This window comes from Citrobacter sp. Cpa228 (genome assembly GCF_030333085.1).
Classification (GTDB): Bacteria; Pseudomonadota; Gammaproteobacteria; order Enterobacterales; family Enterobacteriaceae; genus Citrobacter; species Citrobacter pasteurii.
Genome location: NZ_JAOWGQ010000055.1, coordinates 407403 through 419956, shown reverse-complemented (window position 1 = coordinate 419956; position 12554 = coordinate 407403). Strand labels below are relative to the sequence as shown.

10 protein-coding genes are annotated in these 12554 nt (G+C 51.9%); 5 read left to right on the top strand and 5 right to left on the bottom strand.

Annotation, left to right across the window (positions count from 1 at the left end):
- Nucleotides 1–297: 297 nt before the first annotated feature.
- Complete coding sequence (setB, locus tag OGX91_RS20465; protein ID WP_199946871.1) at nt 298–1479, top strand: sugar efflux transporter SetB; 1182 nt, start codon at nt 298–300, stop codon at nt 1477–1479.
- Here setB and OGX91_RS20460 read toward each other — a convergent pair.
- Nucleotides 1476–1730 (bottom strand): YkgJ family cysteine cluster protein, encoded by a 255-nt coding sequence (locus tag OGX91_RS20460; protein WP_005129254.1) that lies wholly within the window; start codon nt 1728–1730, stop codon nt 1476–1478. The genes setB and OGX91_RS20460 overlap by 4 nt on opposite strands.
- A gap of 234 nt (nt 1731–1964) precedes the next feature.
- Here OGX91_RS20460 and yeiP point away from each other — a divergent pair, with 234 nt between their 5' ends.
- The gene (gene yeiP, locus OGX91_RS20455) at nt 1965–2537 is read left to right on the top strand and encodes an elongation factor P-like protein YeiP (RefSeq protein WP_005129255.1); all 573 of its coding nucleotides are present in this window, start codon (nt 1965–1967) and stop codon (nt 2535–2537) included.
- 55 nt (nt 2538–2592) lie between these two features.
- On the opposite strand, the gene torD is transcribed toward yeiP, so the two are convergent.
- From torD to torC, 3 genes are read right to left on the bottom strand one after another with little or no spacing between them, the layout of a single operon-like run.
- Entirely contained in the window at nt 2593–3225 is a 633-nt protein-coding gene (gene torD / locus OGX91_RS20450; protein WP_005129256.1) for a molecular chaperone TorD, read from the bottom strand.
- Complete coding sequence (gene torA / locus OGX91_RS20445) at nt 3215–5713, bottom strand: trimethylamine-N-oxide reductase TorA (protein ID WP_005129258.1); 2499 nt, start codon at nt 5711–5713, stop codon at nt 3215–3217. Before torA ends, torD begins: the two co-directional genes overlap by 11 nt.
- A 12-nt stretch (nt 5714–5725) precedes the next feature.
- Nucleotides 5726–6856, bottom strand: coding sequence for a pentaheme c-type cytochrome TorC (gene torC / locus OGX91_RS20440; protein ID WP_005129259.1), 1131 nt, complete (start codon nt 6854–6856; stop codon nt 5726–5728).
- Nucleotides 6857–7023: 167 nt separating this feature from the next.
- Here torC and pdxR point away from each other — a divergent pair, with 167 nt between their 5' ends.
- The gene (pdxR, locus tag OGX91_RS20435; protein WP_005129261.1) at nt 7024–8505 is read left to right on the top strand and encodes a MocR-like pyridoxine biosynthesis transcription factor PdxR; all 1482 of its coding nucleotides are present in this window, start codon (nt 7024–7026) and stop codon (nt 8503–8505) included.
- 71 nt (nt 8506–8576) lie between these two features.
- On the opposite strand, the gene uxuA is transcribed toward pdxR, so the two are convergent.
- On the bottom strand, nt 8577–9767 hold the full coding sequence (gene uxuA / locus OGX91_RS20430) for a mannonate dehydratase (protein ID WP_005129262.1): 1191 nt from the start codon (nt 9765–9767) through the stop codon (nt 8577–8579).
- Nucleotides 9768–9969: 202 nt separating this feature from the next.
- Between uxuA and OGX91_RS20425 the strand changes: the two genes are divergently transcribed.
- Together OGX91_RS20425 and OGX91_RS20420 are read left to right on the top strand one after the other, a co-directional pair.
- Nucleotides 9970–11436, top strand: a complete 1467-nt coding sequence (locus tag OGX91_RS20425) for a mannitol dehydrogenase family protein (RefSeq protein WP_040230601.1) — start codon at nt 9970–9972, stop codon at nt 11434–11436.
- Nucleotides 11437–11555: 119 nt separating this feature from the next.
- On the top strand, nt 11556–12542 hold the full coding sequence (locus tag OGX91_RS20420) for a CobW family GTP-binding protein (RefSeq protein ID WP_005129264.1): 987 nt from the start codon (nt 11556–11558) through the stop codon (nt 12540–12542).
- Nucleotides 12543–12554 lie beyond the last annotated feature (12 nt).

Sequence of the window (12554 nt, the reverse complement as noted above, 5' to 3'; positions counted from 1 at the left end):
TTAAGGCAAGATGACGCTGAAACGTTTCAAGGAGTCTGGATCTTTCTGCTTCAGCACGCAAGTAAAGTTAACAATTAACTTGCTGAATTTAGATGTACCGCACATTTTCTCGGCGTTTCTTTGAAACAAGCTGACACAAAAACGTGTTCAGCTACTCAACTTCAGCATCGTCAGCATGTGGACTTCTCAGACTGAAATGACATTTTGATTTTCCATACCGATTTTGATTTAGTGCCCTGTTTATTTTCTGGCGAGCAGCGTAAACTCCGCCTCTCTTCACTCCACTGATAGCTAAACATGCATAACACCCCCGTAGCCGCCACACCCAAGGCGTTTGATTTAACGTCTTCGGCGTTCCTGCTTGTCGCTTTTCTCACGGGTATCGCCGGGGCATTACAGACACCCACGCTCAGCCTTTTTCTGACCGATGAGGTCCATGCTCGTCCGGGAATGGTGGGTTTCTTTTTTACCGGTAGCGCCGTCATCGGCATTTTGGTAAGCCAGTTTCTGGCCGGACGCTCTGACAAAAAAGGCGATCGTAAAAACCTGATCGTTTTTTGCTGTGTGCTGGGTATGCTGGCCTGCGTGTTGTTTGCCTGGAACCGTAACTATTTTATTTTGCTGTTTGTCGGCGTATTTCTCAGTAGCTTTGGCTCCACCGCCAACCCGCAAATGTTCGCGCTTGCTCGTGAACATGCCGATCGCACGGGCCGGGAAGCCGTCATGTTCAGCTCGATTTTACGTGCTCAGGTTTCACTGGCCTGGGTGATTGGCCCACCATTGGCCTACGCGCTGGCCATGGGGTTCAGCTTTACGGTGATGTATCTCAGCGCCGCGGTGGCATTTATTGTCTGCGGCGTGATGGTCTGGTTTTTCTTACCGTCAATGAACAAAAGCGTACCTCTCGCAACAGGGGCGGTTGAAGCTCCACGCCGTAATCGTCGTGATACGCTGCTGCTTTTTGCTATCTGCACATTAATGTGGGGCACCAACAGCCTCTATATCATTAATATGCCTCTGTTTATCATCAACGAACTGCATCTGCCTGAAAAACTCGCCGGTATCATGATGGGCACCGCAGCAGGACTGGAAATTCCAACCATGCTGATTGCGGGATATTTTGCCAAACGTCTGGGCAAACGTCTGTTGATGAGAATCGCCGCCATCGCCGGGTTCTTTTTTTATGCAGGCATGCTGTTGGCACATTCACCGGCGGTTTTGCTCGGCTTACAGTTGCTGAACGCGATTTACATCGGCATCCTCGGCGGGATTGGCATGCTTTATTTTCAGGATTTAATGCCGGGACAGGCGGGATCGGCCACAACGTTGTACACCAATACCATTCGCGTCGGCTGGATTATTGCCGGGTCGTTGGCGGGTATTGCCGCAGAAATCTGGAATTACCACGCCGTATTCTGGTTTGCGCTGGTAATGATCGTCGCGACGGTTGTGTGCCTGGTGCGCATCAAAGACGTTTAAGGCGCAGTCAACGCTTCCAGCTCAATAAGATACAGCATAGCCTGGTGTGTCGTTTTACCGCACATTTCCGCACTGGGTTGCAAACCGGCACACACTTTTGGGCGCAACGGAGACGCAAAAATTTTACAGCGCAGGGATTCATCTAACTGAACGCACGGCGTATTGGCGGGCTTGCCATCAGGCATGCCCGGGATCGGGCTGGAGATAGAAGGTGCGGTGCAACATGCGCCACAATCCGGACGGCATTCCATACAGTATTCTCTTTAGCATAACCATCGGATTGTTCAGGTAGCGAACAGTATACACAAATTCATTCGGCGCGCCTCAAGATGACATACACACAGCCAACAACGAGGTAACCAGAAGGGCGAAGTGTATACCACCTTTTTTGCACCAGCAAAAGTGTGAATTCCGCTTGCCTGAATGCCCCGGCGCGAGTAGTTTGACGCGATATTTTAGACACTCCTCACTACAGGATTTTTTCGATGCCAAGAGCGAACGAAATTAAAAAAGGTATGGTACTGAACTACAACGGCAAGCTGCTGATTGTAAAAGATATCGATATTCAATCACCGTCCGCACGTGGTGCAGCTACGCTGTACAAAATGCGTTTCTCTGATGTCCGTACCGGTCTGAAAGTTGAAGAGCGCTTCAAAGGCGACGATATCGTGGATACCGTTACTCTGAGCCGCCGCGGGGTTGATTTCTCCTACGTTGATGGCAACGAATATGTCTTTATGGATAAAGAAGACTATACCCCGTATACCTTCACCAAAGACCAGATTGAAGAAGAACTGCTGTTCATCCCGGAAGGCGGGATGCCGGACATGCAGGTACTGACCTGGGACGGCCAACTGCTGGCGCTTGAACTGCCTCAGACCGTAGACCTGGAAATCGTTGAAACCTCACCGGGCATTAAAGGTGCTTCAGCGAGTGCGCGTAACAAACCAGCAACCCTGAGCACCGGTCTGGTGATCCAGGTTCCTGAGTATCTGAGTGCGGGTGAGAAAATCCGCATTCATATCGAAGAACGCCGCTATATGGGACGCGCAGACTAATACCGCTGCCACACATTGACGATCAGGGACAGCACGAGCTGTCCCTTTGTCATTTTCAGCGTTGACTACTGAGATAAAAATCATCTATCAACAGTGATTCCAGATACTGCTCATCTTCCCGTATAAAACCCACAATTACGCTAACCGCCCGCGCATAAAATCCCTTCTCATCACGCTGCAGGCAGCTATCACGGAACAAGGGTGCCCAACACATAATGTGATGATGCAAAAAGTAATATTGTGCAGATAGCGTTTCCTCTTTGGCCACCATTCTCGCCATCAAAGCCAGCTGTATAGCGATATGATCGGAAGGCTCATTTTCCTGCGCAGCCAGCCCGTGTTCAACCAACAGTACATTCATTTGTCGACGTTCTTCGGCCGCTGTTGTGTGCGGATAATGTCCCGCATACGGAGAAACACCGCCAGGCGGCGCCAGCAGAAATAACGTTGCAAAATCTGCGGCCAGCTCCAGTTGTCGGCTTTCACGACGCAGAACCTGCGTCAGGCTACGCTCCAGTTTTTTGACATCCAGCGAAAGCCCGGGGATACCCGCCAGCGACGCAAGCCACTGTCGGGTATCCTCGCTTTCAAGACGGGCGAGTTGTTTCTGCTCCAGCTCACGAAACAGCAATTGTGAAAACCACTGGTAGACCGCGGCGCGTTGCTGGAAAATAAGGTTATGCAGCATTGTCCCCCTCCTCTTTCACTGTCTCCGGCCCACCAAATCCCGTGACCGGTGGAACATGTTGCTGATAGCGTTCGACATCCACCAGCACGGTATGCGCTGAAGGCCCTTGCGCCAGTTGAGACGTACCAATATCCGCGCTCAGAACATTAGGATCGCCATAGGTACATAGCGTCCCGACTTTCCCACCTTCCAGTGGGGAATACCATGCCCCTTCATGAATGCGGATCACGCCAGGGGTAAAATCAGGGCTAATCACCACTCCCGCCAGCACCTGACCGCGCGCGTTAAAGACCCGCGCAATATCCCCGGCTTTTAACCCCCGCGCGGCAGCATCTTGCTCGCTGATGTAAAGCGGTTCTCTTCCCGCTACCGCATACGTGCTGCGAAACGCATCACTTGAGCACAACTGGGAGTGCAGGCGTTTATCCGGGTGACAGGATTGCAGGTGTAGTGGATATTTATCTTTCCTGCCCTGATGGCTACGTTCAAACGGCTCCATCCACACCGGATGCCCGGGGCAATCGTCATACTGAAAACCGGCAATCGTTTTGCTGTAAATTTCAATCAGACCTGATGGTGTGCCCAGGGGATTAAGATCGGGCTGATCGCGAAATTCGCCATGACGCACCCACGGTTGTCCCGCGGGATATTCAACATACCCTTCACCTTTCCAGAACGTGTCAAAGTCTGGCAACGTAACACCGAGCGAGGCACCCGTTTTGACCCCTTCGTCATAGAGCGCTTGTACCCACTGCATTTCATCGCGGTTTTCCCGGTATACCGACTCCTTGTTAAAACGTTTACAGAGTCCGGCAAACACGTCGAAATCATGCCGCGCTTCATATTGCGGTTTGACGACCTGATGCAGCGCCATCAGTCCCTTATTTGAATGGGTGCCAAACTGCTCAATATCGTTGCGTTCAAAGCGTGTGGTAACAGGCAGGACGATATCGGCAAAACGACAGGATGCGGTCCATTGGTGATCTAACACCACCACGGTCTCCAGTTTCTTCCACGCCTCGATCATGCGGTTGCGATCCTGCTGGGCGTGGAACGGGTTAGCCGCGCTGAAGATCGCCATTTTGATGTCAGGGTAGATTAACGTCTCACCGTTAAACGCAATCTTTTTGCCCGGCTCCAGCAGGCAATCAACAATACGTGAGGTAGGAATATGCTCGGATACGCCGCGAAAATCTGGTTTATACTTCGCCTCTGGCGGATTGTTAATGCTCCCCAGACCAGAAAGTACCGGCCCGGCTGACGTCACCGTCCCTCCGCCGTTGTAGTGCCAGCCAAACCCCACACCGCCGCCCGGTAACCCGATTTGACCGACCATACTGGCCAGCACCACCAGCATCCAGGGATACTGTTCGCCGTGGTGCATACGCTGTACGCACCAACCGCCCATAAACTGCGTCCGGCCTTTCACCAGCAGCCGGGCAAAATCACGGATCTGATCCGCGGTCAGCCCACAGATTTCAGCAGCCCACTCGGCGTTTTTCGGCTGCTTGTCTGTATCTCCCATCAGGTAGGGTAAAAACTGCTCGAAGCCGACGGTGTAGTCGTTAATAAATGCCGTGTCGTACAGTTTTTCTTCATACAGGGTATGTGCGAGCGCCAGCAGTAACGCAACATCGGTCTGTGGTCGTAACGCCAGCTGTTCACACCCCAGAAAATTTTGCGATTTGCTCCGCACCGGATCAACGCTGATGACGCGCATTTTGCCCTGGGCGACGGCCTCTTTGATCTGCTGCCAGTAGCCAAACGCGTCGTGATCGGGAACCAGAAACTCGATCTGTAGATTCTTGATCGGATCGCAGCCCCACAGTACGATGGTATTGCTGTTCTCGATAACTAACGGCAGCGAGGTTTGCTGTTCATAGACTTCAAGCGAGCCAATAACATGCGGCAAAATCACCTGCGCTGCAGCCGCTGAATAGTCGCCTACGGTCGTCACATAGCTACCATGCAGGCCGAGCCCTCTGTCCATTGCACCGCCAGCCTTGTGGTATTTGCCCACCATTTGCCAATCCGCTAGCCCGGTAAAGACGCCGGATGAACCGTAGGTTTTTTGCACCCGCTCCAGCTCTTCATAAAACAGGTCCAGCGCCTGATCCCAGCTAACCCGCACAAAACGATTATCTCCCCGCTGGCTACGATCCGACTTCTCACGCTTGCGCAACCAGTCCAGTCGAACCATCGGATAGCGAACCCGTGAAGGGTTGTAGACGATTTCACGTACCGCATTGAGCATATCGCACGGGTATTTGTCATATTTGAACGGGCGCGTTTCCGTCCACTCGCCGTTAACCACTTTGGCTTCAAAAGCACCATAGTGTGAGCCGGACTGGATCCATTGTTCGGGGTTTTCCCCCGCCGCCCATACTTTTGATATCAGTGGATTAGGCGCCAGCGCACTGGCAGCGCCAACCGCCAGCATTCCGGTCAGAAAACGACGACGGGACGGATTAAAATCATGAATATCCATATCTTATCCTTATTATTTGTTGGGTTCAGACACATCGCTGGCGTGGGTCTGGAGGTATTTCAACAACGTACGTTCTTCCACCGGATTGAGTCGATAATACGTCGACATCGCTTTCAGTCCGGCAATCCAACCATTGGCGGTGTATCGGGTAGCCGGCGGCGTGCTGTGACAGGCGCTACACGTCGATTGCAGCATCTGATCTGAGTACTCCCACACCGGAGTAATGCTATCGATGAGTCCCTGCGCGGAGGTCCATGCGGTGACGCTCACCTGCTGCCATTCCTGATGCGAACCTGGGTCAGTCTGGGTTTGCAGGACTTTGACGTTTTCCAGCAGTGAAGCATCCAGAACCGCGGAGAATATGCGTTTGCCCATATACTGGGTGAGCACCCGCCCACGCCCCTTGCTTTCACGCCAGCCTGTTACTTCCAACTGGACGTTGCTCCCCTCTTTTTGCAGCACCTTGACCTGGGTCGCCGGAAATAACAGCGCTTTCCCTGCTGGTGCCCCTGCCGTGGCTGTCAGTGTTTTTTCGCTTAACGAAAACAGCGTCGTCGCAGTTGATAGTTTCTCTGCCTGCTGTTGTAGCTGCTTGTAGCGATCGCGAAAACCACTGCTCATATCCGGTTTGTGGTGCGCGATCCCTTTGTGGCAATCAATGCAGTTGCTGTCCTTCGCCGCTGCCGCCGTCATCTGCGCCGCGGCATTGGCGGATTGTTTTCCATGATCCATCGCTTCATAGCTGTGACACGATTTACAGGCTGCCGAGTTGTTGGCGCTCATCCGCGCCCACTCTCGCTGGGCGAGCTCAGCCCGTTTAGCATTGAACTTTTCCGGGGTATCAATAGAAGGTGAGATAAAGGTGTGGTAGAGATCGTTAAGGGCTTCGGTTTTACGCATCAACGTCGGGACGACTCCCGGGGGAATGTGGCAATCCTTACACTCCGCTCGCACGCCAGAGGCATTACGAAAATGCACGCTGGTTTTATACTCATCTCCTGATGTGCGCATCGAGTGGCACGATAAACAAAACTCCGTAGTGCTGGTGTAATGGACTCCTTGCCATGTTCCCCAAATAACAATGGCCATTACGACTGCGCCACCTAACGCCCACCAAAGCGCGTTCTTTTTTATCCACGACATACCTGCCTCCATTTTTTTAATAGCGTCACGCTAAGGGATATTAAAAAGCAAAAATAGAGACAGCGATTTCAGATTATAGGAACAGCCTTAACTCTATGAGGAGTGTCAAAATAGCAATATGTTGAAACGTGTAATATGCCGTTATTGTTTAAACAAGGAAATTCCTCATGCTGACGCTGTCTCTCAACAGGGAAAGTCGCACCCCGCTACAATTGCAGATCTTTCAATTCTACTTTCAGGCAATTCAGCAAGGCGATTTGCTTTGCGGGGATAAACTGCCCTCTATCCGCGAGCAGGCGCAGACGTTAAACGTGGCCAAAATCACGGTGGTGATGGCGTATGAAAAACTGATGGCGGCCGGTTTTATTAAGAGCAGGCAGGGTATCGGCTATGAGGTCACATTTACGGCACCTATGCGTAGTCCCCCGGCACACGTGCCATCTGTGGAAGGCTCACCACCGATAAAGCCTAAGCCCGCCGGTGTTTCTACCGATGTTTACGCTGAAATGGGGCGTGAGTGCTATTGCCGGGTGGGCGTCCCTGACCCCAATGCGTTTCCCTGGTCAAGCTGGCGTAAATGGAATAATGCCCCCAGCGTACTTAAAGAGCAGTTACTGACCCGGTACCATTCACCAAATGGATTATTTTCATTGCGTGAGCAAATTGTCAGATACCTTAATTTATCCCGTGGCATTAATACCAGCGCACAAAATATCATCATTACTGATGGAATTCAGGAAGGATTATCACTGCTCAGTCAAATATTCATTATTCATCATGCACTAAGCCAGAATAAAAAATGTCACGTGGTCGCCGAATCACCTTGTTATTCTGGCGCATGGCATCTGTTTAATTATTATGGTGCCGATATTACGTCTATTGCCGTGGATAATCACGGGCTGTGCACCGATAATTTACCCGAAGTTGAAACCCAGCTTTGTTATGTGACACCCGCTCATCAGTATCCCATGGGCAGTGTTCTGTCACTTGAACGACGTAAGTCATTACTCACGTGGGCACAGCGAGTGGGTGCCTGGATTATTGAAGACGATTACGACGCCGTATTTACGTATGGCGAGAATCCCCTTCCGGCACTGAAAGCCATGGATTACCACAACCGGGTTATCTACATGGGGACCTTCTCAAAAACGCTGGGACCGGGGGCACGTCTCGGTTACCTCGTTTGCCCTGATGAACTGCTGCCCGCCATTCAAAATATGAAAGCGCTGAACAACAATGGTAGCCAGTGGTTATTGCAGCAGTTTTTAGCCGAGTTAATGCAAAACCAGGTGTTTTATACCCATCTCGGCAAGCTAGCCTGCAACTACGCAGCACGCCTCGCATTACTGCGTGATGGCTTATCAACCCTGTTCCCTGAAGGAAAGATCGATGGTGCCACGGCAGGGTTACATCTCTCATTGCGCCTTAACTGGTCGCCTGACGTCATCGCAAAACTACGTCAGCGCTGTCTGCGGGCAGGGGTACGCTTTGATACATTACAGGAAATTGAAAACGGCTCAGAAACAGCCTGGCGGCAAAAAAATTCCGATGCGGTGATGTTCTTTGGTTTTGGCGGGCTGCAGGTGCCGCACCTCAGAAAGGTATTAAACGTACTGGAACAGGAAAGGTGTGCGTTATTACAGCAATAACAACGCACCTGAGTATTGCCAGAGGACGGGACAAGCGCCATCCGGCAATTTATCGCCTGGTGTTGAGCGAATTACAGCAGATCGCGGAACTGCGTTTTTTTCAGCGCCAGCTCCACGCCGCGAACTTCTGCCAGCCCTTTCAGGCGACCAATCGCGGAGTAGCCCGGATTCGTTTTCTTGTGCAGATCATCAAGCATCTGATGCCCATGATCCGGGCGCATTGGGATCGGACGCAAATCACCCACTTTCTTACGGCGTTGCTCTTCACTCAAAATGGCTGCCACCACCGATACCATATCCACATCGCCCTGCAAGTGTGCGCCTTCGTGGAAGGTTTTCGGGTTTTCTTCACGGCAGGTTGAACGCAAGTGTGTGAAGTGAATACGATCGCCAAAGGTCTCAATCATTTTTACCAGATCGTTATCGGCGCGCACGCCGTACGAACCGGTACACATAGTGAAACCGTTATTGATACTATCAACTGTTTCTTTCAGCCATTGCATATCTTCAATGGTCGACACGATACGTGGCAGACCGAGGATTGGCCGTGGCGGATCGTCAGGATGCACTGCCAGACGTACGCCAACTTCCTCAGCAACAGGCACAATCGCCCGCAGGAATACCGCCATATTATTGCGCAGATCGTCTTTGCTGATGCCGTCATATTCAGCAAGACGCGCGCGGAACTGATCCAGCGTATATCCCTCTTCGGCACCAGGCAGGCCAGCGATAATGTTGCGGGTCAGCTTTTCAATGTCGGCAGCGGTCATTGCATTGAAGTAATCCAACGCCTGACGCTGCTCTTCAGCGGTGTAATCGGCTTCTGCACCCGGACGTTGCAGAATGTGCAATTCAAAAGCCGCGAACGCAATCTGGTCAAAACGCAGTGCTTTGGATCCATCCGGTAACTGATATTCAAGGTCGGTACGCGTCCAGTCGAGGATCGGCATGAAGTTGTAGCACACAGTATCAATACCGCAGGTCGCCAGGTTACGAATACTTTGCTGGTAGTTTGCAATCCACGTCTGATATTGGCCGGATTGTGTTTTGATATCTTCGTGGACGGGGATGCTTTCCACCACCGACCAGGTCAGCCCTTTTTCGGCCAGAATCGCCTGGCGCTTTTGAATTTCTTCTACGGGCCACACTTCACCGTTTGGAATGTGGTGCAAGGCGGTCACAACACCCGTTGCGCCAGCCTGCCGCACATCATCAAGCGATACTGGATCGTTTGGTCCGTACCAACGCCAGGTTTGTTCCATTGCTTCACCTCACAAGTTGTTATACCAAATTAACCGACTTTTATGACGACTACCATACAGGCATCCGCTATACGATCAACACATCACCCATCATTGATTGATCCAGCTCACATTACCCGGATAAATGAGGCACACCAATTCAATTTGTTGTCATATAACTTTATACTGCCATTGTTAATTAATGGTTAATCAGGTGTATTTAATGAAGACTATTGCCTCAGCGTCTCTTGCGGAAAATGTCGTGATGCCTCAGTACGATCGCCAACAGCTAAAAACGCGGATCGTACATTTTGGTTTCGGTGCATTTCATCGTGCCCATCAGGCGTTATTGACCGACCGGGTGCTAAATTCGCAGGGCGGAGACTGGGGAATTTGTGAGATCAGCCTGTTCAGCGGCGACCGGTTGATGAGCCAGCTACGCGAACAGGATCATTTATTTACCGTGCTGGAAAAAGGTGCGGCCGGCAACCAGCCGATTATCGTCGGGGCCGTCAACGAGTGCCTGAATGCAAAGCTGGATTCACTGGCGGCTATTATCGAAAAATTTTGCGAGCCTCAGGTCGCGATTGTCTCGTTAACCATTACGGAAAAAGGCTACTGTATTGATCCTGCCACGGGGTCACTCGATATCGCTAACCCGCGCATTATTCACGATCTGCAAGTACCGCATGAACCCCATTCTGCACCGGGTATTATTGTTGAGGCACTACACCGCCGACGTCAACGTGGGCTGCAACCGTTTACCGTCCTCTCCTGTGATAACATCCCGGACAACGGTCATGTGGTAAAAAACGCCGTACTGGGAATGGCGGAGAAACGCTCACCTGAACTGGCTAACTGGATTCGAGAGCACGTCAGTTTCCCGGGAACCATGGTAGACCGGATTGTCCCGGCAGCGACTGAAGAATCACTGGATGAAATTGCCCGCGAATTAGGCGTGGCAGACCCTTGCGCAATCAGCTGCGAGCCGTTTATTCAGTGGGTCATTGAAGACCATTTTGTCAGCGGCCGTCCGCAATGGGAAATGGCCGGTGTACAGATGGTTGATGACGTTTTGCCGTGGGAGCAAATGAAACTGCGGATGCTGAACGGTAGCCATTCGTTTCTCGCTTACCTCGGTTATCTGGCGGGATTCCAGCATATCAGCGACTGTATGCAGGACAGCGCATTTCGCGAAGCGGCTCATCGCCTGATGCTCAGCGAACAAGCCCCGACGCTACGCATCACCAACGTTGATTTAGACCAGTATGCCGACAGCCTGCTGGAACGCTTTGCCAATCCGGCGCTGAAACATAAAACCTGGCAAATCGCGATGGATGGCAGCCAAAAATTACCCCAACGTATGCTGGACGGGATTCGCGTTCATTTAGCACGCCAAAGCGAGTGGCCGCTGCTGGCGCTCGGCATTGCGGGCTGGATGCGCTACGTAAGCGGGATTGATGATTCAGGTGAAATTATCGATATTCGTGACCCGATGAGTGACAAAATCCGCACTATCGTCGAACAGAGTACGGAATCAGAACGCGTCAGCGCGCTGCTTTCACTGCACGAAATCTTTGCCACTGACCTCGCACAGAACCCACGCTTCGTCGATACCGTAGAAAGAGCCTGGCAACGTATCGCCCAATACGGTGCACATCAGGCGGTCATCGAGACGTTAAAAAGTTAACGATTTCTGCCATTAAACAGGACGAAGTTCGTCTTCGTCCTCTCTGCGCTTCTCTTTTCCCCCGTTTTTCGCCAGGATTGTTAAAAGCCATCACGGTAATTTATGAATCTGGAGTAAACGTGACTAAAACCAATCTCATCACGGGTTTTCTTGGCAGTGGCAAAACCACATCTATTCTTCATCTATTGGCCAACAAAGATCCCGCAGAGAAGTGGGCCGTTCTGGTCAATGAGTTTGGCGAAGTGGGTATCGACGGCGCGCTGCTCGCCGACAGCGGCGCAATGCTCAAAGAGATCCCCGGCGGCTGTATGTGCTGCGTTAATGGTTTGCCCATGCAGGTTGGTCTCAATACGCTGTTACGTCAGGGAAAACCGGATCGACTGCTGATTGAGCCCACCGGTCTCGGGCATCCCAAACAAATTCTGGATTTACTCACCGCGCCGGTTTACGAACCGTGGATCGACTTGCGCGCAACGATCTGTATCCTTGATCCGCGCCTGTTGCTGAATGAAAAAAGCGTCGCGAATGAGAATTTCCGCGATCAGTTGGCCTCTGCCGATATTATCGTTGCCAATAAATCCGATCGTGCCACGACAGAAAGCGAAACTGCTCTGCAAACCTGGTGGCAGCACTACGGCGGTAACCGCCAGTTAGTTTATGCCGATCATGGACAGATCGACGGACACTTACTGGATTTGCCCCGACTGAATCTGACGGAGCTTCCCTCCAGTGCGGCACATACTCACCAGCATGCTGATAAAAAAGGGCTGGCAGCACTAAGCCTGCCTGCGCAGCAACGCTGGCGTCGCAGTCTGAACAGCGGTCAGGGGCATCAGGCCTGCGGCTGGATTTTTGACGCTGACACGGTGTTCGATACCATCGGCCTGCTGGAATGGTCACGTCTCGCCCCTGTCGGCCGCGTGAAGGGAGTGATGCGTATTAAAGAGGGGCTGGTGCGTATCAATCGTCAGGGTGAGGACTGGCATATTGAGACCCAAAACGTCGCCCCTCCAGATAGCCGCATTGAACTCATCTCCGATACCGAGACCGACTGGAATGCATTACAGAGTGCATTGTTGAGGCTTCGTTTAGACGCTGGCGCGTAAGGTTGCCTCCGT